Below are 22,572 nucleotides of genomic sequence, written 5' to 3'. Positions count from 1 at the left end.
GGCCTTCGCCGGGATGACGAATAAACGCTAAAGCTGCTTCGCCGCCGCCATAGTCAGCGCCAGCGAGTGCTTGCGTGCGTCATGATCGTACATCGACGACGCGATGACCACCTCATCGACCCGGGTGCGCGTGACGAAAGCTTTCAATCCCGCTGCAATATCGTCGGCAGTGCCAACCGCAGAGCATTGCAGCACATGGTCGAGGATCGCGCGCGCGTTCGGCGGCAGGCTGTCCTTATAGCACGCGAGCGGCGGCTTCATCTTTCCGGGATTGCCGGTGCGCAGCGCCACGAACGCCTGCTGCTGCGACGATGCCAGCAACTCAGCCTCCTCGCGGGTATCAGCGGCAAAGCTATTGAACGCCGCAGCGACATAGGGCTCCGCGAGTTGCGCCGAAGGTTTGAATTGGCGCCGGTATATGTCGAGCGCTTCGTCCAGCGCATCGGGCGCGAAATGGCTGGCGAAGGCGTAAGGCAACCCCAACATCGCCGCGAGCTGCGCGCCGAAGGTGCTCGATCCCAAGATCCACAGCGGGATATGCGTCCCCGCCCCCGGCACCGCCGTGATGCCAAGTTGCTCGTCGCCCGCCAGAAAGGCCTGCAGTTCGAGCACATCCTGCGGAAACTGCCGCTCGTCGCTGGCGAGCGTGCGGCGCAGCGCGCGCGCGACACGCTGGTCGGACCCCGGCGCGCGGCCGAGGCCAAGGTCGACGCGCCCCGGGAACAGCGCCTCCAGCGTCCCAAACTGCTCGGCAATCACCATCGGGGCATGGTTGGGCAGCATGATGCCCGCCGACCCGATGCGGATCGTCGATGTCGCGTGTCCGATATGCGCCAGCACCACCGCGGTTGCGGCGCTCGCGATTCCCGCCATGCCATGATGCTCGGCAACCCAATAGCGTTGGTATCCCAGCGCCTCGGCGTGCTGTGCCAGGTCGGCGGCATTGGCGAGCGATTGTGCGATCGTGCCGGTGTCGGTGACTGGCACGAGGTCGAGGAAGGAAAGTTTCGTCATGAAACGGATATGCGGTGGCGGGCGCCGAGGTTCAACCTCTCACCGTCATTTACGCCCGCTCATCCTTCGTCGAATCCATCACCACATAGGTGCTGATCGAATGCACCTGCGGCAGCACGCCCAGCACTTCGGTGTGAAAATGCTTGTACGCCGCCAGATCGGCGGTCTCGATGCGCAGCAGATATTCGATCGCGCCGGTGACGTTGTGGCATTCGCGGACTTCGGGTGCGCCCGCCATCGCAGTCTCGAAATCGGCTTGCGCCTTTTTGGTATGCGTTGACAGCCCGACGGTGACATAAGCCAAAAACCCCATGCCCAGCTTCGTAGGGTCGATCGTGGCGCGGTAGCCGGTGATCACGCCGCTCCGTTCCAGCTCCTGCACCCGCCGCAGGCACGCCGAGGGCGACAGCCCGACGCGCTCGGCGAGCTCAAGGTTCGAGATTCGCCCGTCCCGCGACAGTTCGCGCAATATCCTGCGACCAATATCGTCCATCTTGCTCATGGATTGCATTTGATAAGCGATCTGCGCCATTCTTTGCAACCCCTGCCCCGCCAAAACGCATTATGTTGCGCGCATGAACCAGACCACCCTCCTCGCACTCTCGGCCTTCGCTCTCGTATCGTCGATCACGCCGGGGCCGAACAATATGATGCTGATGGCGTCGGGCGCCAATTTCGGCCTCCGCCGCACCATCCCGCACGCGCTTGGTGTTGGCATCGGCTTCACGCTGATGATTATCCTTGTTGGCCTCGGACTGATGGGATTGTTCGACCTGTTCCCGATCCTCAATACCGTGCTCAAGGTCGTCAGCGTGGTTTATCTGCTGTGGCTCGCGTGGAAGATCGCCAATGCCGCAGCCCCCGACACCGCAAGCGGCGCGCGCGGCAAGCCGATGACCTTTGTTCAGGCGATGCTGTTCCAGTGGGTCAATCCCAAGGCCTGGTCGATGGCGCTGACCGCGATTGCGCTTTATGCGCCCGACCGCAATCTGGGCGCGGTGCTGCTCGTCGCGGTGATCTTTGGTCTCATCAACCTCCCTTCGACCAGCCTGTGGGCGGTTATGGGCCAGGTGTTGCGCGGCTGGCTGTCGAGCCCGGCGCGGCTGCGCGCCTTCAACTGGACGATGGCAGCGCTGCTGGTGGGATCGCTCGCGCTGCTGATCTGATTGCAAGGTTGCATCCCGCAACCTATGCACGGTGCTCCCCTCTTCTGACCGGAGAACAGAGCCATGCAGAGTCGCCGTCTTGGCAAGAGCGCCATCCATGTGTCCGACATTTGCATGGGGACCATGACCTTCGGCAGCCAGACCGACGAGGCCGCGGCGTTCCGCATCCTCGACCGCTGCTTCGACGCCGGAATCAACTTCTACGACACCGCCGAGGGTTATCCGGTACCGCCCGACATCAAATGGGTCGGGCGCACCGAAGAGATCGTCGGACGCTGGCTGAAGACCAAGCCGCGCGACGCGATCATCCTCGCGACCAAGGTATCGGGGCCGAGCCATGTCTGGTTCAAATCGCCGTGCCGCAACGGGATGACCGCGCTCGACCGCAAGAATATCTTTCAGGCAATCGACGACAGCCTGACGCGGCTCCAGACCGACTACGTCGACCTGTACCAGACCCACTGGCCCGACCATGACGCGCCCTATGAAGAAATCATGGACGCGCTCGACGAGCTGGTCCGCATCGGCAAGGTTCGCATCCTCGGCTGCTCGAACGAAACGAGCTGGGGGCTGATGAAATCGCTCGCCGCGTCGGAAAAGCTGGGCGTGGCGCGATATCACACGATCCAGAATAATTTCAGCCTCAACAATCGCCGTTTCGAGGATGAGCTGAAACAGGTGTGTCGCCAGGAAGGCGTCAGCCTGATCCCCTATTCGCCGCTCGCAGGCGGGGTGCTCTCGGGCAAATATCAGGGCGGTGCGACGCCCGAGGGGGCGCGCTTTTCGCGCTACCTCGCGATGGAGGGCCGGCAGGCCGCGATGGGCCAGCGCTTCGTCAACGAAAAGAGCCTCGCCGCGACCGCGCGCTATTTGCAAATCGCCGAGGACGCCGGGCTGCACCCGGTTACGATGGCGACCGCCTGGTCGAAACAGCATGACTTTGTCGCTTCGACGATCGTCGGGGTCAGCGCCGTTGACCAGCTCCAGCCGATCCTCGATGCGATGGATCTGGTGCTGAGCGATGAGGTGATGACCGCGTTGCATAAGGTGAGCAAAGACATCCTTTATCCGATGGGCTGAACCGCTTGTGCGGCGCGCCGCGGCTGCTAGTCTTCGTCCGAATTCAGCAAGGAACCCTGCCATGTCCCCCGCCCGCCGCGCCTTCTTCGCCCTCGCCGCCTTCTCCGCCACCATCGGTGTTGCCCACGCCGCGAACCCGACGATGTTCCGCGACGCGGGCTGCGGTTGCTGCCTCAAATGGTTGGAACAGGTCAAAGCGTCGTTCGGGCAGAAGGCGGTGATCGTCAATTCGACCGACATGACTGCCATCAAGGACAAGCAAGGCGTGCCGCAGGCGCTGCGCAGCTGCCACACGGTCCTCGTCGGCGGCTATGTGATCGAAGGCCATGTCCCCGCGAAGGAAATCGCGCGCCTGCTCCGCGAAAAGCCCAAGGGCGTGAAGGGTCTCGCCGTCGCCGGGATGCCAATGGGCTCGCCGGGCATGGAGCATGGCGACCACCGTGAGGCCTACAAGGTCATGACCTTCGGCAGCGGCGGCCAGCGCGTTTATGCGAGCTATGCTGCGAGCGGCGGCGCGCACGCTCACTGATCGGCAAAGCCTGACTCATTACCCGTTCGTGTCGAGCGAAGTCGAGACACCGTGAGGTCTTGCGCCACAGATAGGTGTCTCGACTTCGCTCGACACGAACGGAATAAAGCGATGACCGTTACAAACTCGCCTTGAACAGTTCGAGCATCCGCGCCCAGGCCTTTTCCGCTGCCGCCTCATTGTACGCGCGGCCATCGGGCGGACACCAGCCGTGCATCGCGCCTGCATACACCTCGACCTCGTGCCATTGCTTGCGGGGTTCCAGCACCGCTTTCAGCAAGACTTTTTCGTTTGGCGATTCCTTGTCGTCATTGTCGGCAATCGCGAACAGATAGCCCGCTCGCGTCCCGGGGATCAGCAGATGCGGGCTGTCGGGCATGTCGGTGCCGACCCCGCCGCCATGGAAACTCGCCGCTGCGCCGACGCGGTCGGGCTTCAACGCCGCGGTATAGATCGTCATTGGGCCGCCCATGCAATAACCGGTGGTCGCCAGCTTGCGTGTCTTGTCGACCTCCTTCTGCGTGTCGAGGAACGCGAGATGCGCCGCAGCGTCGGTTTCTACCGCGGGTTTGGTCAGCAGCTTCAGATAACCGAACAGCTTTTCGCGCACCGCCGGATTGCTCCAGTCGTTCGCGGCATCGACCACCGGCGATTTCTGCCAGCGGTAAAAGGGGTTTACGCACAGCACCGCGTAACCCTCGCCCGCCAGCCGGTCGGCCATCTGGCGAAAGGCGGGGCGCAGGCCGCGGATATCGGGCCAGATCAGCACGCCCGGATGCTTGCCACTGGTGGGCGCGACGAAATAGGCGTCGCAAATCCCCGCCGCAGTCGTAATCTCGACATCGCGGCCCTTCACCGGCTTCCCCGCCATTGCTCGCACTGGCAGCGCCGCGATGAGCGCGCCAGCCCCGGCCAGCGCGGCAAAGCTGCGGCGACCAACCGCCATCCCGGCGCGGTCCAGATCGGCTTCGGTGTCTTCGGTGCACATGGCGCTCTCCTCGGGGCGGTTTCGGCAAAGCCGCAGAAAACTGGGTAACTTCACGCGCGATTTCATATGTCGTCCCGCGCTCGGGATCGAACAGCGTACCAAGCTAATCCAGCCAGATTTTGTAGGACAGCGTTTTTTTTGCAGCAAATATCCTCCCTGTCGCGCAGCGATGGGGAGTTGGCAGCGCGAAGCGCTGACGGAGGGGCTTTGGCGTTACCGTCGCTACGCCCTTCCACCATCCGCTGCGCGGACGGTCCCCCTCCCCTTGGCTTCGCCACAGGGAGGATTATCGCGCGACGACTGTCAGTGCCCCGATCTCACCAAAGGTCAGTGCCACATGATGCACCCCGATCGCGCGCAGCATGTCGCCATGCGCGGCGCGATCGACGATATGCCCCGCGCCGCAAAAGCCGACTACGGTCATCCCCGCCGCCAGCGCCGCCTGCGCCCCGGTCGGCGAGTCCTCGATCGCCAGACATAGCGCGGGATCGACGCCCAGCCCTTTAGCCGCGGCAAGATAGATGTCGGGGAACGGCTTGCCGCGATCCCAGCCGTCGGCGCTGTACACATGATCGCCGAAATGATGGCCGAGACCAAACAGCCCGAGCGCCCAGCCGATATATTCGGCGCGGCTCGACGAAGCGATCGCGCGCGGCAGCGGGCCCAGCGTTGCGAGGAAATCGGCGGCGCCGGGGACGGCGTCGAACCCTTCCATGAACCGGGCCCGCGCCCGTTCACGGTGCTGCTCGCGAAAATCGGTGGGCAGTGGGCGACCGAACCGCGCCTCGATCCGCCGCTGTGTCTCCTGCCAGTTGTGGCCATAATAGTCGCGCAGGCACTCGTCATAGGTCGCGGGCATGCCGACCGCGGTCAGGCTTTCGGCAAGCGACAGGTTCGCGCGCACCTCGCTGTCGGCAATCACACCGTCAAAATCGAAAATGATCGCGGCGAAACTCATGGCAATCCTACAATCTTCATATTTGGCATCTAGAGCCTCGACGAACAGGAGACATCGGCATGAAATTCATCGAACTCAAATCGCGCGGCGGCAATTATCTCGTCGTCGCCGAAAATGTCGCCTGGCTCCGCGACTATGAAAATGGCCAGACCCAAGTCGGTATGGTCGGTGGCGCGCCGCTGTTGGTGGCAGGGACGATCGAGGACATCGCGGCTTCGATTTTGGCGCAGGCCAATGCGACCACCTAGTCGCTCGATCAGGGCATAACGCCAGCATCGCGGACGAATCCCCACGGCCCCTCACCCGACCAGCCGCGCCCATCGGGAAAGCTTAGCTTCAATCCGCTGAGCTGATCCGGTTCGAACAGCCGCATGTTGACGCCCATCATATCGACCTCGCCGCCCATCCGCTCGATCAGCCCCGCAGTCGCCGACCAGTGCGTCACGCAGCCGCACGTCCGACAGAAATGCAGATCCGAATTGGGGTTGTCGCGGTCGGCGCGATTGTAGGTTCGCGTCTCACCCTCGATCGCCACGTCCTTCGGCGAAAAATAAGCCCAAAGGATGCCATGCGAGAAGCAGAGCGAGCAATTGCATTCGGCAATTTCCTCGGGCGCCTTGGCGAGACGCACCGAGACGGCGCCGCAGTGGCAGGTGGTGTCCCAGCTCACTCCACCGTCACCGACTTCGCCAGATTGCGCGGCTGGTCGACATCGGTCCCCTTCGCCACCGCCACATGATACGCTAACAGTTGTACCGGCACCGCATACACCAAAGGCGCGATTAGCGGGTGGACCTTGGGCATTTCGATCGTCGCCATGCAGCCGTCACCGGCTTCTGCGATCCCGTCGGCGTCGGAGATCAGCACGACCTTGCCGCCGCGCGCCATCACTTCGTGCATGTTGCTGACGGTCTTTTCGAACAGCGGGCCACTGGGCGCGAGGACGATGACCGGGACCGATTCATCGATCAGCGCGATCGGGCCGTGCTTCATTTCGCCCGAGGCGTAACCTTCGGCGTGGATGTACGAGATTTCCTTGAGCTTGAGCGCGCCCTCCATTGCCAGCGGATAGTCGGGGCCGCGGCCAAGGTAGAGGACGTCGCGCGCCGGGGCGATCAGGTGCGCCATCGCGGCGATGTCGTCGTCATGGCTCAGCGCCGCGTTGAGCGCGGCGGGCGCCTCGATCAGATGCTTGACGATCTCGCGTTCTTCTTCTGCGCTGAGTTTGCCCTTTTTGAGCGCGAGATGCGCCGCCAACGCGGCGAGCACTGCGAGCTGGCAGGTGAAGGCCTTGGTCGACGCGACGCCGATTTCGGGACCGGCGTGGGTCGGCAGCAACAGGTCGGCCTCGCGCGCCATGCTGCTGGTCGGAACGTTGACAACGACGGCAATCGTCTGGCCGTTCGCCTTGCAATGGCGCAGCGCCGCGAGCGTGTCGGCGGTCTCGCCCGATTGCGAGATGAACAGCGCCAGGCCGCCGGGTTGCAGCACCGGGTCGCGGTAGCGAAACTCGCTGGCGACATCGATGTCGACGGGGACACGCGCGAATGTCTCGAACCAGTATTTGGCGACCATGCCCGCATAGAAACTGGTGCCGCAGGCGACGATGGTGATGCGGTCGATTTTGCTGAGGTCGAAATCCATCTGCGGCAGCGCCACCGTCTGTTCGAGCGGGCGGATGTAGGAGGACAGAGTCTGCGCCACCACGGTCGGCTGCTCGAAAATCTCCTTCTGCATGAAGTGCCGGTAATTGCCCTTCTCGACCGCCGCCGCGGTGACGCCGCTGGTCGTGATCTCGCGCGTCACCGGATTGTTGGCGCTGTCGTAGATCTGCGCGCCCTCGCGGGTGATGACGACCCAGTCGCCTTCGTCGAGATAGGCGATCTTCTGCGTCAGCGGGGCGAGCGCAAGCGCGTCGGAGCCGAGGAAAGTCTCGCCCTCGCCATAGCCAACGACGAGTGGCGAGCCGAGCCGCGCGCCGATGAGCAGATCGGGATGCTGGCGAAAAGCGATGGCGAGCGCAAAGGCGCCGCGCAGTTGCGGGAGTACCGTCTGTACCGCCTCTTGCGGCGACTTGCCCGCCTCGACCTGCTCGCTCACCAGATGCGCGACGACCTCGGTGTCGGTCTCGCTTTCAAAGCTGCGCCCGCGCGCTTGCAGCGCCTCGCGCAGCGGCTTGAAATTTTCGATGATCCCGTTGTGGACCAGTGCGACCTCGCTCGTCGCATGCGGGTGCGCGTTGCTCGTCGTTGGCGCGCCATGCGTCGCCCAGCGCGTGTGCGCGATGCCAACGGTGCCGGGCGCAGGGTTGCCCGCCAGCTCCTTCACCAAATTGCCAAGCTTGCCCTCGGCGCGGCGGCGGATCAGCTGGCCGCCCTCTACCGTGCAGACGCCCGCCGAGTCATAACCGCGATATTCCATCCGCTTCAGCCCGTCGACGAGGCGATCGGCGACCTGGTCCTTGCCGATAATTCCGATAATTCCGCACATTTACTTTGCTTTCGAATCAAGTTTGTAGGGAACCCGGATGCCCGGCATTGCCGCAGGGAAATCCTTGGTATTTCGCGTCACTAAAATGCGTCCGGAAACCTGCGCCGAAGCAAGAATGATGGCATCGGGCGATTTCAGTGACTTGCGCTGATGGCGAAGCGCCGCCGCGCGTCGGGCGATTTCCTCGTCGATTTCGCTCATCGCAAAGAGACGCAGAAACTCCTCGGTCTCAGTCGCCGCATTGTCGGGAACGCCCGACATAACCTCGATCCATGTCATCCTGCTGATCCATGCGCGGGAGACGCTACGCACCTCGGCCCATGCTGCAGGGCGATCGTGCAGCATATCAATGACGATATTGGTATCGAAAAAGCGCTCGCTCACGCGGCGCTGCGTTTCTTTTTGGGTGGCGCGATGTCATCGACATCGGGCCATTCGTCACGCAACTGGCGTTCATATTCCAGACCATCGACGCGCGAACCGTGCCGCTCCCACAAGCCGAAATATTTCTCGAAGCCTTGTTTGGAACCGGCATCGAGATAATTCTGGATGGCTTCCCGTAAAACAGCCGCGCGCGATTTGCCGTCACGTCGCGCAATCGCGTCGAGCCGTTTCACGTCTTCGTCCGGAACCTCGGTGAGTATGCGAGTCATGATATACTGATATCATATCATGATATCACGTCAACCTTTCTGGAGGTTCTTGTCGACAAAGAGGTAAGCGAATTGCACCGGATCGGGCGCCGTTCCGTTGCCTGCTTCGAAGCGCGCCTTGCCGTCGCTCCAGATTTTGCGGATTTGTGCGGGCAGTTCGGGACCGAATTTCATCTGCTGTTCGACGATCCGCTCCCAGCTGCCCTTCAAACCGAAACTCTGTTCGAGCTGCGGTACCATCGCCTTGCAATAGCTTTCTGTTGCGGGGTCCAGATGCCCGATCGCCTTCAGCACCCAGGCGTCGACAAAGCGCAGGAACGGCTTGTCGGTATAACGGTCGGTCACGGGTTTTTCTCCATTGTCCATTCGCCGCGCAGCAAGCCGAAAATCAGCGAATCGCGCACGCCGATGTGCGTTTTCCATTCTCCGCGCAGGCGGCCTTCATATTGGAAGCCCAGCCGTTCGAGCAGTGCAATCGATCCGCGGTTCTCCGGATCGGTGTCGGCAAAGATGCGCCGCAGCTTCAGTTCGGTAAAGCCATAGTCGATGACGCACGCCACCGCCTCCCGCGCGATCCCGCCGCGCCAATGGTCGCGGTGCAGGATATAGCCGACCTCCTTCACGTCAGGCTTGCCGTCGATCAGAATCACCCAGCCAATTGCAACATCATCGCCCAAGGTGATGGCCCAGCAAGCGTAGCCCTCCCCTTCCGCGGCGTTCGAAGCGACATAATCGGCGGTCTCGGTGAGCGAGTGATGCGGGCCGCTCGACCACCATTGCATCACTTCGGGGTCGGACAGCACCGGGAACAGCGCGGGTGCGTCGTCCGGGCGGATCTGGCGCAGCACCAGCCGCGGCGTGGTCAGCGTCGGCAACGGCATGGCGCTATTTGCCGGATTTTTTCTTGCGCATCGCATCGTGGAAACGGTCGGCCCAGCCGGGTTTGACCAGTTGTTCGGCGCGGACCATGCGCAGGTCGCCGTCGCCGACATCGCGCGACACCGCGCTGCCTGCCGCGACAATCGCGTCGCGGCCGATGGTGACGGGCGCGATCAGCGCGCTGTTGCTGCCGATGAAGGCATTTTCGCCGATCACCGTCTGATATTTGAAATAGCCGTCGTAATTGCAGGTGATCGTCCCGGCGCCAATGTTCGCGCCCGCGCCGACGGTCGCATCGCCGAGGTAAGTGAGGTGGTTCGCCTTGGCTCCTTTGCCCAGCACCGCCTTTTTCGTTTCGACAAAATTGCCGATCTTGGCCTTTTCGCCCAGAACGGTGCCGGGGCGCAGCCGCGCGAAGGGCCCGACTTCGCAGCCGGAGCCGATGGTGGTGCCTTCGATATGGCAACTGGCGCGGATTTTCACATTGTCGGCGACGGTGACGCCGGGGCCGAAGAACACATTTGGCTCGATCAGCACATCGCGGCCGAGCTGCGTATCCCAAGCGAACCACACTGTGTCGGGCGCGATCAGGCTGGCCCCGTCGGCCATTGCCTGCATGCGGCGGCGCGCCTGCCATTCGCCCTCGATCGCCGCGAGTTCGCCGCGGCTGTTGATGCCGGCGACCTCATAGGGATCGGTGACGACGACCGCGCAATGCCGCCCGTCGGCATTGGCGATATTGACGATATCGACGAGGTAGAATTCCTTCGCCGCATTATCGTCGGTGACGCGCGCCAGCAGTCCGAACAGGTCGGACGCTTTTGCCACCATCAATCCCGAATTGCATAGCCGCACCGCGCGCTCGGCATCGGTCGCGTCCTTATGCTCAACCATCTTGGTAACGCGGTCGCCATCGGTGATGACCCGGCCATATTGCTGTGCATCGTCGGGTTCGAACGCGAGCACCACAACCGCGGGCGTATCGGCAGCGTTCAACCGGTCGATCATCGCCTGCATCGTCGCCGCGGGGACGAAGGGGACGTCGCCATAGAGGATCAGCACATCGCCGTCGAAGCCCGTCAGCGCGGCTTCGGCCTGCTGCACCGCATGGCCCGTGCCAAGTTGCGGATCCTGCACCGCTAGGTCAGCGGTGCCCGCGAGCGCGGCTTCGAGCTGATCCGCCTTGTCGCCGACGATCACCACCTTCTTCGCCGGGTTCAGCTCATCGACGCTCGCCATCAGGTGCAGCAGCATCGGCCGCCCGGCGATCGGGTGCAGCACCTTGTGCAGGTCGGATTTCATGCGGGTACCCTTGCCCGCGGCAAGGACGATGGCGGCGATAGGATTGCTCATGCGCGCTGCCATGCCAGCAAATCATTGCGGTTTCCAGAGCGTCACGCCATGCGCCCTCTTAAACCCGTTCGCATCGAGCGCCGTCGAGATACCTGTTGTCCATGCCCGCCTTATAGGTGTCTCGACTTCGCTCTACACGAACGGAAATCAGGAGGTGCCGTGTGAATTTTCCTTTTGAGATCGTCGGCTTCGACCTCGACGGCACGCTGGTCGATACCGCAGGCGACCTCACCGCCGCGGTCAATCATGCGCTCGCCCTCGCCGCGCGGACGCCACTGACCGAGGCCAAGGTGCGGCCGATGATCGGCCTGGGCGCGCGGCATATGCTCGAACAGGGATTCGCCGCGACCGGCGGCATCCCCGGCGGCGATTTCGAGCGGCTCTACCGCGAATTGCTGCGGTTCTACGAAGCCCATATCGCGGTCCACAGCCGTCCCTTCCCCGGCCTGATTGCCGCGCTCGACCGGCTCGATACGCTCGGGGTGGAGACCGCAGTGGTCACCAACAAGCGTGAGGATATGGCGCGCAAGCTGCTCGGCGAACTCGGGCTGGCCGACCGCATGGCGACGATCATCGGCGGCGACACGCTCGGGCCGGGCAACGCCAAGCCTTCCGCCGCGCCGATCATTGAAATGGTCGAGCGCTGCGGCGGCGGGCGCGCGGCGTTTGTCGGTGACAGCATCTATGACGTGATGGCTGCCAACAGCGCCGGGGTAACCAGTATTGTGGTCAGCTTCGGGTTTCTGGATCGGCCTGCCCAGGACCTTGGCGCGGATCATGTCATCGACCATTTCGACGAACTTGTGCCGCTACTGGCGCGCCTCTAACGCCTCCGCCACTTCGTCCACAGATGCTGCGCCAGCATCGCGGGCGGCATCCGCAGCCAGTGCGAGCGGATGTAGAAGGCTTGCTCCAATAAGGGCTGCGTCACCCGTCCCCAATCGTCGCGGGCCAGCAGGCGCTGGCGAAACCAGCGATCGGCCGGGTCATGCCCGCTCCAACCTGCGGGCAGCGCCGCGCCATAAAGATCGCGGGCCAGGCGCGCCGCCCGCTGCACCGCATCCTGCAACCCGTGCAGCCGCGCACGAGCATCAAGTTGCTGCCAAAACCCCGGATCGGTCGCGGAAAAATCGCGCGTCATCAAATGGAAATCCCACAAATTGCGCAGCCCCCCCTGCAGATCGCCGTCGGCCAGCATGTGCGCGGCGCAGTGGCACGCCATGTCGGCAGGGTTCAGCACCGCAAAGCCGTCCGCGCTCGCCACCGCATCGCTGACCAGCGCCAGCGCATCGGGCGTAATCCGATGGGTGCGTGGCAGGATGGTGTGGTGGACATCGATCATCCGGTCGCGCGACTTGTGGATCATCGGCGGCAGCTCGTGCATATGCTCGCGGTAGTAAAAATCGTCATAGGGGTCGGACTTGACCCACTCCCACCCCGCATTGAGCAAGGCATTCTCGGCCCGGCGGATGTCCGCCGCGAGCACCAATATGTCGAGGTCGCCGATCTGCCGCCCCGCCGCGCACGCCATGCCCGCGGCCGCATAGGCAGCCCCCTTCAGCAGCACAAATTCGATCCCCAGCGGAGCGAGCGCGCGGTGCGCCATCTCGGCCTCCCACAGCGCCTGCCGCTGCGCGACCGCTGCGGCGGCGCGCTGGTCGGCAAACAGCGCGGCGACAGTCGGCGGCAGGTCGGCGCCGTCCAGCTTGTGCGCCAACGTGGCCAGCATCGCTTCGCTGCGCGCCACGCCGATCACCCCGTCCCATTCGCGCGGCGCCAGCGCGGCGGCCTCGCGGCGCCCGGCGAGCAGATCGACGAAGGTCTGTACCGCGCTCACTTTGTCTCTGCCCATAATTGCTCGACCAATGCGATGCCGGTCGCGCTGTCGGGATAAGACACACCGAACGCAGGCGTCTCGCGCACCAAACGGGTCAGCGCCGCAAATCCCACCTCGCCCAGCGCGACATAGTTGGTCGACGCTTCGGTCAGCCGCACAAACGTCTCGCCCTCGCCCATCGGCTCGATCGCCGCGTTACCGCCAAAGCGCGGGAACAGCAGCAGCGCGGGCCGCGCCGGTTCGTGCATATCCGCAATGGCGTCGGCGCGGGGGATGAGGTGGCGGATGTCGCCCTTGGGCGTGCTGGCGATCAGCGGCCCCAATCGCGCTGCATCGACCCGCGCCGCGACTTCTGCGATCGCCTCATTCTTCAGGCTGACCGCGCGCGGGAACGCCAGCGCGTTGCCACCCTCCGGCTCGATCAGCGTAAACTCGTCGCCCATCAGTCGCCAGTCGCCCTCGCCGAGCAGCGCCGCCAGCGTCGATTTCCCTGACCCGGATTCCCCGGACATGATCAGCGCGCGGCCATCCCGCGCCACCGCGCTGGCGTGCAGCAGCATATGCCGCCGCCAGCCGAGCGCGACCTGCAAATTCATCCCCATTTCGGCGGCGAGCAGCCCCATCGACAGCGGCAGCGGCAGTGCATCGGGAACGACGAAGTCGCCGCCGATATGCACCGAAGGCCGCACCCAGCGCCGCCACGGCCGCGCCGCGAGCAGGCGCACCGTGGCATCGGCGGAGCGCGCGTCATCTTTTGGATAGCTGGCGTATAGCTGTTCAAGCGCTGTGATCGGCTCGGGCCAGTCGCTGCCGATTCGAAACTGCACCGGGCCGACCGCAATGCGCGTGCTGTGCCTCACGCGCGCGCCACCAGCCCCATCGCCGCCAGTTCGCTCAGCCGCTCCGCAAGGATCGGCTGCACATCGTCGGCGCCGTCGAAGTCAAAATGTTGGGCGAGCCGCTCGGCAAGCGTCACCGCGTCACAATCATCCGCGCCCATGGCTTCCAGAATTTCGGGCATCGGCGACACGACCAGGTGCGTCTGCATCGACCGGCGATCGAAAATCGCGGTCAATTCGCCCAGCGGCTCAACGCGCAGCGCATCGGGCGGCGCGGCGCGATAGGTGGGCTCAGGCATAATCTTTGGCGGCGGCGGTCAGTTTGGCCAGGATCGCCATCATCGTCGCACGCTCGGCGGCGGTGATGTTCGATTCGAGCTGCGCCTCACTCGCCAGCGCCGCGGGGACAATCGCGTCATACAGCGACCAGCCCGTTTCGGTGAGTTCCAGATGGTGCGACCGCCCATCGACCGCATGCGCCTGCCGCGCGATCAATTGTCGCTCGGCGAGCGCTTTTGCAGCGCGGTTGACCGTCACCTTGTCCATCCGCGTCGCCTCTACCAGTTCGCGCTGCGTTTTGGGCTTGCCCTCACCCAGCACCGCCATCAACCGCCACTCGGGGATCTTCAACCCGAACCGGTTCTGATATTCGGCCGCGATCCGTTCGGACAAGGCGTTCGACGCGATCGACAGGCGATAGGGCAGGAAATTGTCGAGGTTCAGTTTTTTGGCGGCCATGGTCCGACCTTATCGTCAATCCGTGCGCTGTGAAGGTCAGAACGACACCCTCGCCCCGATCCACAACGTCCGCGGCGTCGCGCGCTCGACGATCCCGGCTGACGAGATCGCCGCGGGAACCAGCTCGTCGAACAGATTCTCACCCCGTGCTTCCAGGCTGATCGCGTCGGCGAGCCGCCACGTCAGCCCGGCGTCGAGCGTCAGCGCGTCGCCGAGCACGAGCAGGCCCAGATCATCCTCATTCTGCTTGCCCACATAACGCAGCGTCGCGAAACCCTGCACGGCGTCCCTTGTGTTGCTGCGCAGCGAAACACTGCCGCTATGTTTCGCGATCTGCGCCGGACGGCGACCATCGAGCGCCGCCGCGCCGCGCGACGCATCGACCTTGGCATCGGTTAGCGCATAGGTCGCGCGCAGCGTCAGAAAGTCAATCTTCTGCTCGGCGCTGACCTCGATACCCTTGGCATCAATCGCATCCAGATTCTGGCGCTGGTTCAGGTTGGGCGCCAAGGTCACATTGGCGATGGCATTGGTCAGATGGTTGACGAACAAGGTTGCCGACAGCGTCGTGTCGTCCCTTTTCCAATCTGCGCCGACCTCACCGCCCCACAGCCGTTCGGGCCTCAGTAACTCGTTTGCCGTCGTCACCTCGGCCCCGACGCGAAACGGTCGGTAAAGTTCGTTCAGCGTCGGCAACCGCCAGCCGCGATAGGCTGCGGCACGAAACGACAGGGCTTTCCTCGTCCACTGCACCCCGGCGCGACCACTGCCTTCCCAGCCCTGCCGCGCGGCGAAGCGGAGGTCGGTGATGACGGGTCCGCCGATGTTGCGCTCGTTCCGATACCCTTCACCCAGCCACCAGCGATCGACCCGTCCACTGACCGTCCAGACCAGGCCTCTGTCGCGATATCCCGACGTCCATTCGGCAAAAGCGCCGACCGTATCGCTGTCGCCGCCCGCCGTCCGGTGGCGACCGGGAACCGTCCCGGCGAAAAAGAAATCCTCCTCGGTGCGGCCCGTCGTGCGGCGCCAGTCGGCGCCGATGCGCAGCGGGTTGGCGCGGCCGATGAGCGGGCGAAATTCGACCCGCGCGCCAAGCCCGGTGGCGGGGACGCGCTGAAACAGGGCGGGCGCCACGCTGTTGCGGTTCGCGGCGACGCTGGCAAAGCCGCTCTCGAAATCGCGTAGTTGGACATAGGCGAGCGCGAACAGCTGATTGGCCCGATAGGGGTCGTGGATGAAGCGCAAACTTGCGTCGATCCCATCGACCTTACTGGTCGTGAAGTCGGTCCCACGGTCACGCCGGTCGGAAAAGCCGCGGACACTCGCCTCGATCCGGCTGCTGTCCCCGGTGTCGAAGCCCATGCGCACCCCAAGCCCGCCCTGCTCATAGGGCGCGGCGCGATCGACGCTGCCGCGCTGGCCCTTTGCAATCGGGATGAAGCCGTTGCCGCGGCTATAGCGCCCGTCGACCGCGACATGCCCATCGCCCAATTCGCCGCCGACCGACGCCGATGCGTCCCAGCTGTCGCGGCTGCCANNGCCTGCCATAGGCGAGGCTAGCGGTGCCACCATAGGTCAGATCGGAATGGAGCCCGATCGTGCCCGCCAGCGCGCCCGGCCCGTCGGCACCGCTGCCGCCGCCGCGGGTAATCGTCACGCCGCGCAGGTTGATCGCATCATAAGCGGACCACGCGACCCAGCCGCCGAACGGATCGGCCTGCGGAATGCCGTCGAGCGTCACCAGCGCGCGGCTCGACGCATTGCCGCCCAGCCCGCGCAGCGTCACCCCCTGGCTGGTCGGGTTCGCCGATCGACCGTCGGATCGACGGAACTGCACGATCCCGGCCTCGTCGCGCAGACGGTTCTCGATGCGGGCGCCGACGCCGGGGTTCAGACCTTCGATCAGTGTGGTCGATTGCACCGCATCAGCAGACGTCAGTGGCAGCGCGCCCGACCCGTTGACGACAATTTCAAAGCGTTGCTGCGCCGTGCGCCCACCACAGGTGATGATCTCGTCGAGATATTCGTCATCCAGTTTCGTACTGTCGGCGTCCAGGGCCATCGCCGCCGCTGGCATAACCAGCGCCGCAGCCCCCGTCAGCAGCCGGATCACGCCGCCTTCACCGCGTCGGGATGCGCGTTCTGAAACGCCGCCAGCTCCAGACACGCCGCGTCGATCGCCACCAGCCGCGGATAATCGTCCAGCGGTACTTCGAACCTGCGCGCATTGTACATTTGCGGCACCAGGCAGCAATCGGCGATGCTGGGGGTGTCGCCGCCCAGATAGGTTCCGTCGCCCGCCATCGCCTCCAGCGCATCGAACCCCTGCGCGATCCAGGTCGCGATCCAGCGGTCCTTGGTCTGTTCGTTCAGCCCGAGGTCGCGCGTCAGATACTTCAGCACGCGCAGATTGTTGAGCGGATGGATATCGCTCGCGACTACCTGCGCCTGTGCCAGCGCGACGGCGCGCGGCATCGCATCCTCGGGAATCAGCCGCGGTTCGGGGAAGGCGCGATCGAGCCAGTCGATGATCGCCATGCTCTGGATGATCGCTTCGCCGTCGGCGACCAGCATCGGGACAAATCCCTGCGCGTTGAGTTCCAGATACGCATCGCTGCGCTGTTCGCCGGCAATCAGGCTGACCTCGACCCGCTCGTAGGCCAGCCCTTTCAGGTTCAGCGCGATGCGCACACGATAGCTGGCCGAGGAGCGGAAATAATCGTGGAGGACGAGGGAGGTCATTGGGAGTTCACCATCTAAATCATGGGCCGACCCAACGCCGTTTGTGCTGAGCTTGTCGAAGCACCGTTCTGCTCTTTGACGCCGCAAAGAAAGAACGGCCCTTCGACAAGCTCAGGGCGAACGGAATTGGGAAGCGACCTTTAGAGCGCCTTCTGCCCGCCCTTCGGCATTTCCGCAATCCATAGCCGCAACAATGCCGCGCCTTCCTTATGCACAGTCGATCGCCCGACTTCGGGCATCGCGATGCCGGGATCGGTGCTTTCGAGGCGATAGATCATGAAGCTGCGTGCGGGATCGCCTGGCGCAACCGCGAAATCCATCCCGCCGCTGCCGCGCCCCGCCGCGGTCGGGCGTTTGCCGATGCCGTAATTCACGCCCGCGGGGTCGTCGGTCCAGCGCAGGAACAGCCCGCTGTTCGACGCGCTGCCCGCGGGATTGTGGCAATGCGCGCAATTGACGTCCAGATACGCTCGGGCGCGGTCGGCGACGCTGCCCGACTTTGGATCGTCCCACACGGGCATCGTTGGTTTGAGTGCCGTGGCGTTCGCGAAATAGAGCGAGCGCACCGCTTTGGCGACCTCCGGCTCGAGAAGGAAGTTACGCGCCTTCGGACCAATAGGAACGATCTCGCCATTCAGGCTGTGGCATTCCTTGCACTGGTTCTTGTTCGGGACCGCATAGCGAATACTGTGTGGCTCGCCGCTCTGGCTCTTGAACGTCACCGGCACGCGCCGTCCGCCGATCGCCAGCGTCGCATCCTTGCCATCGGCGTCCCATACATAGGGCAAGGCAACCCAACCCGACGCGCGGTGGATTAACAGTCGTGTCTCGATCGGCCGTCCGTCGTTAACGTCGGGCCAGCCGAAGCTCTTGATCAGCACGGTGCCGACCGGAAAGTCGATCGTTCCGTCAGCCAAGACCTTTGCCTGCTTGCCGTCGGGAATCGAGACGAAACGACGCTTATCGGCATAATCGCTGAACAAAGGCGTGCGCAGCGTATAGCCGAAGCTCACCAGTGGCGCTTCGGTGCCGAACGGGAAAAAGCCGAACGCCGAAAGTTTCTGCGGGATCGCGTCACTTTCGATCAACCCCTGCTTGCCATTCGGCAACGGCACCGTCGCGCCGCCACTGACGCAGCAGAGCGCTGCCGCCAAGGCCGCGAATAGGCGCTTCACCGGACCTTCGCCTCCATCGCATCGGGCAATTTGATCGCGGGCAGCGCCGCGGGCGGTGTGCCCTTCGACAAATCGGCAGGCGACGGTTTCGCTTCGCTCTGCGGCGTTTTGACATCGGGCAGGTTCAGCGACAGCACGCCAACCTTGTCGAGCACGATCGCGTCGCCGGAACCGTCCCACAGCACCGGTGGGATGCTTCCGCCCATCGCCGCCGCGATCATGTCGCCGCCGGGGAATTTGGGCGCATAGCCCGCCTTGCCATGCTGGTTGCCGCGGACGACAATCTGCCGCGGTAGCGGCTGATATTTCGGATCCTTATGCTCGTACCGATAGCCGACGATCATCACATTGGCGGTGCCATTATTGTCGAAGATATTGTCGAAAATCTCGACATGGCGGTTCGCCATCACCAGCACCCCGGTGCCGGTCGGTACGCTGGCGACGATATTGCCCTTCGGCGCAAAGTTCGGCGTGCTGTTGTCATTGACGATATTCTCGAACACCCGGACATTGTGCCCGCCCTGCATCGGCAGGCTGGGCAGGTCGAACACCAAAATGCCGCCGGTGTTCTTCGTCGCGATATTGTCGTGGACGTCGGCGTCATAGCTGTTTTCGATCTCGATTCCCGCGACATTCTCGGTTGCGATCGATTCGCGCACGATGATATTCTTCGACTGGCCGACATAGATGCCCGCGTCCGACGCGCCGCGCACATAAACGCTGTCGATCAGGACGTCGGTGCTTTCGACCGGATAGATGCCATAGGCGGCGTTTGTTTCTTTCGGCCCCGCGGTCCATTCGACGCGGAGTTGGTGATAGACGATCCGGTCGGCGCCCTTCGATTTGATCCCGTCGCCCTTGGTGTTCAGCACCGCAAAATTGGTCAGATACACATCGTCGCTGGTGACCAGCAGCCCCTCGCCCGCGCCCTGCTGGCCGGTAAAGTCGAGCACCGATCCGCCCTCGCCCGCTCCGGCGCCGCGCACCGTGACATTGGGAACGTCGAGCGACAGCCCATCGACCAGCTTCCACACCCCGGCGCCCAGTTGCACGATGTCGCCCGGCTCGGCCAGGATCAGCGCCTCTTGCAGCTTTTCATTGGCGTCGGGCGTTGTCGCACTGACGCTGATCGTCTTGGCGGCCACCGGACTGGCGGCCAACCCCGCCAATATGGCCAGCGTTGCCGCGTGAAAGCCGTGGAATCGCATCACTCTCTCCCCTGATTTTGAGAGAACATGCGGCAAGACTTGACGGATGCCAAGCGGGTTGCTGACATAGGTGTAGCTAAAACCGGGGAGACGTCGCTTTGCTTACCAGATTATCATTGGCGCTCGTTGCGCTCATTGCTGTGCCGTCAATGGCCGCGGCGCCCGCGCCCATTGCCGGACGATGGAAGACGGACGACGGCAAAGGCGTCGTCGTGATGGCCGCGTGCGGCAACAAGATGTGCGGCCGGATCGAACGCCTCTTGATCAAGCAACCCGCGGGCGGCCAGCTCGACGAGCGCAATCCCGACAAATCGAAGCGCGACCGCAAGGTCACCGGCCTGCAAATTTACTGGGATCTGGTTCCGCATGGCGATGGCTGGAAGGGCGAAGGCTATAGCCCCGAAGACGGGCGCTACTACAAGGCGCATCTGCGCGTAAAGGGCGGCAAGCTGACGATGAAAGGCTGTGTCAGCGTGTTTTGTCGCACGGTGACGTGNNAATGCCCGTTCGTGTCGAGCGAAGTCGAGACACCCCGAAGTCATGCCGGACCGATGGGCATCTCGACTTCGCTCGATGCGAACGGAATCACAATGTTGAGCTAAGCCCCCTCCCCCAAAATCCAGTCCACCCCCGCCGCGACGTGAATCCGCGTCGTGTCGTAGATCGGCAGCACATTGGCGTCGGGATCGACCAGCATCACCAGCTCGGTGCACGCCAGCACGATCGCCTGAATATCCTGCTTGGCGATGTCGGTGATGAAGGTCTTCATCGTCCGCCGCGAAGCTTCGTTCGCCTTGCCCTGCATCAGCTCTTCATAGATGATCCGGTCGATCTCGTCGGCGCGGCTCGTGTCATAGGGCGCGAGCGTCAGCCCGTGGCGGACCAGCCGCTGGCGGAACCAGGCTTCGGTCATCACATTGCGCGTGCCGATCACCGCCGCCGCCTTGATCCCGTCGGCCTTCATCTTTTCGCCGGTTTCGTCGACGATATGGAGCAGCGGGATCGCAATTGCCGCTGCAACGTCGTCGGCGACCTTGTGCATCGAATTGGCCGCGATCATCAGCGCTGTCGCCCCCGCCGCTTCCAACCGCTGCGCCGACGCGATCAGCACATCTTTCGCATGCGCCCATTGTTCGGGCGTCGTCAGCCGCGACAGGTCGCAGTAGTTGAGGCTTTCGAGCATGATCGGTGCCGAACAGGCGGTGCCGAGCCGCTTTTGCACCCCCTTGTTGAGATGCCGATAATAGAGCTCGGTCGATGCCCAGCTCATGCCGCCGATCAGGCCGATTTTACGCATAACGCCCCTTGTCCCTTCGTCGTCACCCCGGCGAAGGCCGGGGTCTCCACGCCAATTTATGACGCGAGGTTGAGATCCCGGCCTTCGCCGGGATGACGATTCGGGTCAATGGCTGTGGGATCAATGCCCCCCGCCATTCAGCGCTTTCACGATGTCATCGGTCATCTTCTTCGCATCGCCGAGCAGCATCATCGTCTGGTCCATGTAGAACACATCGTTGTCGACGCCGGCATAACCGACCCCGCCCATCGACCGTTTCACGAACAGCACTGTCTTCGCCTTTTCGACATCGAGTACGGGCATGCCGTAAATCGGCGACGTCTTGTCGGTCTTTGCCGACGGGTTGGTCACATCGTTGGCGCCGATGACAAAGGCGACATCGGCCTGCGCAAATTCGCCGTTGATGTCTTCCAGCTCGAACACCTCGTCATATGGCACGTTCGCCTCAGCCAGCAGTACGTTCATGTGGCCCGGCATACGCCCCGCAACCGGATGGATTGCGTATTTGACCGTCACACCCTCTTTCTTGAGCAGGTCGCCCATTTCACGCAGCGCGTGCTGCGCCTGCGCGACCGCCATGCCGTAACCGGGGACGATGATGACGGTATCGGCCTGGCTCATCAGGAACGCCGCGTCGTCGGCGCTGCCGGGTTTCCACGGGCGCTGTTCGGTCGATCCGCTGCTCGCGGCCGACGCATCGGCGCCGAAGCCGCCGGCGATCACGCTGATGAAGCTGCGGTTCATCGCACGGCACATGATGTACGACAGGATTGCACCCGACGAGCCGACGAGCGCGCCGGTGATGATCATCGCGGTGTTGCCGAGGGTGAAGCCCATCGCCGCCGCGGCCCAGCCCGAATAGCTGTTGAGCATCGACACGACGACCGGCATGTCGGCGCCGCCGATCGGGATGATCAAGAGGAAGCCGATTAGGAAGCTCAGCCCCGTAATGGTCCAGAATACCCACGGCGACTGGTCGACTGTGAAATAAGCCACCAGCCCGATGATCGCGGCGAGCGTGCCCAAGTTGATGATATGCCGCCCCGGCAACATGATCGCCGCGCCCGACATATTGCCGTTGAGCTTGAGGAAGGCGATGACCGAACCCGAGAAGGTGATCGCACCGATCGCGATGCCCAGACCCATTTCGATGCGGCTGACGGTGAAAATCTGCCCCGCCGCATCGGCGATGCCGAACGCTTGCGGGTTGAGATAGGCGGCAGCTGCCACCGCGACCGCGGCCAGACCGACGAGGCTGTGGAATGCCGCGACGAGCTGCGGCATCGCGGTCATCGCGATGCGGCGCGCCATGACGATGCCGATGACTGCGCCGATACCGATAGCTGCGAGTATCTCGATCAGCCCGACGGGATCAACGCCCGTATAGCTGTTGGTGGCATCGCCGAACTTCATCGGCGCATGTGTCAGCAGCGTGGTGACGACCGCAATGGTCATCCCCATCATACCAAAGCGGTTGCCAGCTTGCGCCGTTGCAGGGCTCGACAGCCCGCGCAGCGACAGAATGAAAAGCACGCCCGCGACGAGATAGGCGATGGCGGCCCAAGGATTGACGGCTAGGCCATGCTCACCTGTGGCGGCGGAAAGGATCGACTGAAAGTCCAT

General features: G+C 63.7%; 28 protein-coding genes. 6 read left to right on the top strand and 22 right to left on the bottom strand.

What is annotated here, in order from left to right; all coding sequences use genetic code 11:
• Positions 1–27: 27 nt before the first annotated feature.
• Both B4F07_RS13720 and B4F07_RS13715 read right to left on the bottom strand, forming a co-directional pair.
• Positions 28–1,014 carry an LLM class flavin-dependent oxidoreductase gene (locus B4F07_RS13720; protein ID WP_293697234.1) on the bottom strand — a complete coding sequence of 329 codons (987 nt, stop codon included), beginning with the start codon at positions 1,012–1,014 and terminating at the stop codon, positions 28–30.
• A 49-nt stretch (positions 1,015–1,063) separates the two neighbouring features.
• A complete protein-coding gene (locus B4F07_RS13715) occupies positions 1,064–1,516 on the bottom strand; it encodes an Lrp/AsnC family transcriptional regulator (RefSeq protein WP_293697236.1) in 453 nt (150 codons plus the stop codon).
• A gap of 73 nt (positions 1,517–1,589) precedes the next feature.
• Here B4F07_RS13715 and B4F07_RS13710 point away from each other — a divergent pair, with 73 nt between their 5' ends.
• The 3 genes from B4F07_RS13710 to B4F07_RS13700 all read left to right on the top strand — a co-directional run bounded on the left by B4F07_RS13710 (position 1,590) and on the right by B4F07_RS13700 (position 3,789).
• Positions 1,590–2,180: a LysE family translocator gene (locus B4F07_RS13710; protein WP_293697238.1), complete on the top strand. Its 591-nt coding sequence runs from the start codon at positions 1,590–1,592 to the stop codon at positions 2,178–2,180.
• Positions 2,181–2,243: 63 nt separating this feature from the next.
• Complete coding sequence (locus tag B4F07_RS13705) at positions 2,244–3,260, top strand: aldo/keto reductase (protein WP_293704860.1); 1,017 nt, start codon at positions 2,244–2,246, stop codon at positions 3,258–3,260.
• A 61-nt stretch (positions 3,261–3,321) separates the two neighbouring features.
• Positions 3,322–3,789 carry a DUF411 domain-containing protein gene (locus tag B4F07_RS13700; protein ID WP_293697242.1) on the top strand — a complete coding sequence of 156 codons (468 nt, stop codon included), beginning with the start codon at positions 3,322–3,324 and terminating at the stop codon, positions 3,787–3,789.
• A 118-nt stretch (positions 3,790–3,907) separates the two neighbouring features.
• Here B4F07_RS13700 and B4F07_RS13695 read toward each other — a convergent pair whose 3' ends face one another.
• Positions 3,908–4,777, bottom strand: coding sequence for a dienelactone hydrolase family protein (locus B4F07_RS13695; RefSeq protein WP_293697244.1), 870 nt, complete (start codon positions 4,775–4,777; stop codon positions 3,908–3,910).
• 286 nt (positions 4,778–5,063) lie between these two features.
• Positions 5,064–5,735, bottom strand: coding sequence for an HAD family hydrolase (locus B4F07_RS13690; protein ID WP_293697246.1), 672 nt, complete (start codon positions 5,733–5,735; stop codon positions 5,064–5,066).
• A gap of 59 nt (positions 5,736–5,794) precedes the next feature.
• Here B4F07_RS13690 and B4F07_RS13685 point away from each other — a divergent pair, with 59 nt between their 5' ends.
• Positions 5,795–5,983 carry a hypothetical protein gene (locus B4F07_RS13685; protein ID WP_293697248.1) on the top strand — a complete coding sequence of 63 codons (189 nt, stop codon included), beginning with the start codon at positions 5,795–5,797 and terminating at the stop codon, positions 5,981–5,983.
• Positions 5,984–5,991: 8 nt separating this feature from the next.
• Here B4F07_RS13685 and B4F07_RS13680 read toward each other — a convergent pair whose 3' ends face one another.
• Genes B4F07_RS13680 through glmU form a run of 7 tightly spaced genes read right to left on the bottom strand, consistent with a single transcriptional unit; the run spans position 5,992 to position 11,110 of the window.
• Positions 5,992–6,405 (bottom strand): GFA family protein, encoded by a 414-nt coding sequence (locus B4F07_RS13680; RefSeq protein ID WP_293697250.1) that lies wholly within the window; start codon positions 6,403–6,405, stop codon positions 5,992–5,994.
• A complete protein-coding gene (gene glmS, locus B4F07_RS13675) occupies positions 6,402–8,225 on the bottom strand; it encodes a glutamine--fructose-6-phosphate transaminase (isomerizing) (protein WP_293697252.1) in 1,824 nt (607 codons plus the stop codon). The genes B4F07_RS13680 and glmS overlap by 4 nt, the downstream gene beginning before the upstream one ends.
• Positions 8,226–8,609, bottom strand: coding sequence for a type II toxin-antitoxin system VapC family toxin (locus B4F07_RS13670; protein WP_293697254.1), 384 nt, complete (start codon positions 8,607–8,609; stop codon positions 8,226–8,228).
• Positions 8,606–8,878, bottom strand: coding sequence for a ribbon-helix-helix domain-containing protein (locus B4F07_RS13665; protein ID WP_293697256.1), 273 nt, complete (start codon positions 8,876–8,878; stop codon positions 8,606–8,608). Before B4F07_RS13665 ends, B4F07_RS13670 begins: the two co-directional genes overlap by 4 nt.
• Positions 8,879–8,908: 30 nt before the next feature.
• The gene (locus B4F07_RS13660) at positions 8,909–9,223 is read right to left on the bottom strand and encodes a hypothetical protein (RefSeq protein WP_293697258.1); all 315 of its coding nucleotides are present in this window, start codon (positions 9,221–9,223) and stop codon (positions 8,909–8,911) included.
• Complete coding sequence (locus B4F07_RS13655) at positions 9,220–9,759, bottom strand: GNAT family N-acetyltransferase (protein ID WP_293697259.1); 540 nt, start codon at positions 9,757–9,759, stop codon at positions 9,220–9,222. Before B4F07_RS13655 ends, B4F07_RS13660 begins: the two co-directional genes overlap by 4 nt.
• A gap of 4 nt (positions 9,760–9,763) precedes the next feature.
• The gene (gene glmU / locus B4F07_RS13650; protein WP_293697261.1) at positions 9,764–11,110 is read right to left on the bottom strand and encodes a bifunctional UDP-N-acetylglucosamine diphosphorylase/glucosamine-1-phosphate N-acetyltransferase GlmU; all 1,347 of its coding nucleotides are present in this window, start codon (positions 11,108–11,110) and stop codon (positions 9,764–9,766) included.
• A 161-nt stretch (positions 11,111–11,271) separates the two neighbouring features.
• Between glmU and B4F07_RS13645 the strand changes: the two genes are divergently transcribed.
• On the top strand, positions 11,272–11,937 hold the full coding sequence (locus B4F07_RS13645; protein WP_293697263.1) for an HAD-IA family hydrolase: 666 nt from the start codon (positions 11,272–11,274) through the stop codon (positions 11,935–11,937).
• Here B4F07_RS13645 and B4F07_RS13640 read toward each other — a convergent pair.
• From B4F07_RS13640 to B4F07_RS13600, 9 genes are all read right to left on the bottom strand, one after another.
• A complete protein-coding gene (locus B4F07_RS13640; protein WP_293697265.1) occupies positions 11,934–12,947 on the bottom strand; it encodes a nucleotidyltransferase domain-containing protein in 1,014 nt (337 codons plus the stop codon). The two genes, B4F07_RS13645 and B4F07_RS13640, sit on opposite strands and share 4 nt — an antisense overlap.
• A complete protein-coding gene (locus B4F07_RS13635; RefSeq protein ID WP_293697267.1) occupies positions 12,944–13,807 on the bottom strand; it encodes an HprK-related kinase A in 864 nt (287 codons plus the stop codon). Before B4F07_RS13635 ends, B4F07_RS13640 begins: the two co-directional genes overlap by 4 nt.
• Positions 13,804–14,085, bottom strand: coding sequence for an HPr-rel-A system PqqD family peptide chaperone (locus tag B4F07_RS13630; RefSeq protein ID WP_293697269.1), 282 nt, complete (start codon positions 14,083–14,085; stop codon positions 13,804–13,806). The genes B4F07_RS13635 and B4F07_RS13630 overlap by 4 nt, the downstream gene beginning before the upstream one ends.
• Positions 14,078–14,524 (bottom strand): MarR family winged helix-turn-helix transcriptional regulator, encoded by a 447-nt coding sequence (locus B4F07_RS13625; RefSeq protein ID WP_293697271.1) that lies wholly within the window; start codon positions 14,522–14,524, stop codon positions 14,078–14,080. Before B4F07_RS13625 ends, B4F07_RS13630 begins: the two co-directional genes overlap by 8 nt.
• Before the next feature lie 36 nt (positions 14,525–14,560).
• Positions 14,561–15,889, bottom strand: coding sequence for a TonB-dependent receptor domain-containing protein (locus B4F07_RS13620; protein ID WP_422663584.1), 1,329 nt, complete (start codon positions 15,887–15,889; stop codon positions 14,561–14,563).
• 91 nt (positions 15,890–15,980) lie between these two features.
• Positions 15,981–16,589 (bottom strand): TonB-dependent receptor plug domain-containing protein, encoded by a 609-nt coding sequence (locus B4F07_RS13615; protein ID WP_422663583.1) that lies wholly within the window; start codon positions 16,587–16,589, stop codon positions 15,981–15,983.
• 47 nt (positions 16,590–16,636) lie between these two features.
• Positions 16,637–17,269 carry a maleylacetoacetate isomerase gene (maiA, locus tag B4F07_RS13610; RefSeq protein ID WP_293697275.1) on the bottom strand — a complete coding sequence of 211 codons (633 nt, stop codon included), beginning with the start codon at positions 17,267–17,269 and terminating at the stop codon, positions 16,637–16,639.
• Between the two features lie 140 nt (positions 17,270–17,409).
• Entirely contained in the window at positions 17,410–18,444 is a 1,035-nt protein-coding gene (locus tag B4F07_RS13605; protein ID WP_293697277.1) for an SO2930 family diheme c-type cytochrome, read from the bottom strand.
• Positions 18,441–19,652, bottom strand: a complete 1,212-nt coding sequence (locus tag B4F07_RS13600) for a parallel beta-helix domain-containing protein (protein WP_293697279.1) — start codon at positions 19,650–19,652, stop codon at positions 18,441–18,443. The genes B4F07_RS13605 and B4F07_RS13600 overlap by 4 nt, the downstream gene beginning before the upstream one ends.
• Positions 19,653–19,801: 149 nt before the next feature.
• Between B4F07_RS13600 and B4F07_RS13595 the strand changes: the two genes are divergently transcribed.
• Complete coding sequence (locus B4F07_RS13595) at positions 19,802–20,254, top strand: DUF2147 domain-containing protein (protein WP_293704855.1); 453 nt, start codon at positions 19,802–19,804, stop codon at positions 20,252–20,254.
• Here the strand turns inward: B4F07_RS13595 and B4F07_RS13590 are convergent.
• Positions 20,251–20,949 (bottom strand): aspartate/glutamate racemase family protein, encoded by a 699-nt coding sequence (locus tag B4F07_RS13590; protein WP_293697283.1) that lies wholly within the window; start codon positions 20,947–20,949, stop codon positions 20,251–20,253. The genes B4F07_RS13595 and B4F07_RS13590 overlap by 4 nt on opposite strands.
• 120 nt (positions 20,950–21,069) lie before the next feature.
• Positions 21,070–22,572, bottom strand: a complete 1,503-nt coding sequence (locus B4F07_RS13585) for an NAD(P)(+) transhydrogenase (Re/Si-specific) subunit beta (protein WP_293697285.1) — start codon at positions 22,570–22,572, stop codon at positions 21,070–21,072.

Origin of the sequence: Sphingopyxis sp. UBA6723 (genome assembly GCF_002454115.1) — a bacterium.
Lineage (GTDB): Bacteria > Pseudomonadota > Alphaproteobacteria > Sphingomonadales > Sphingomonadaceae > Sphingopyxis.
Note: the sequence above shows the minus strand (reverse complement) of the source record. Positions and strands in the feature narration are given on the sequence as shown.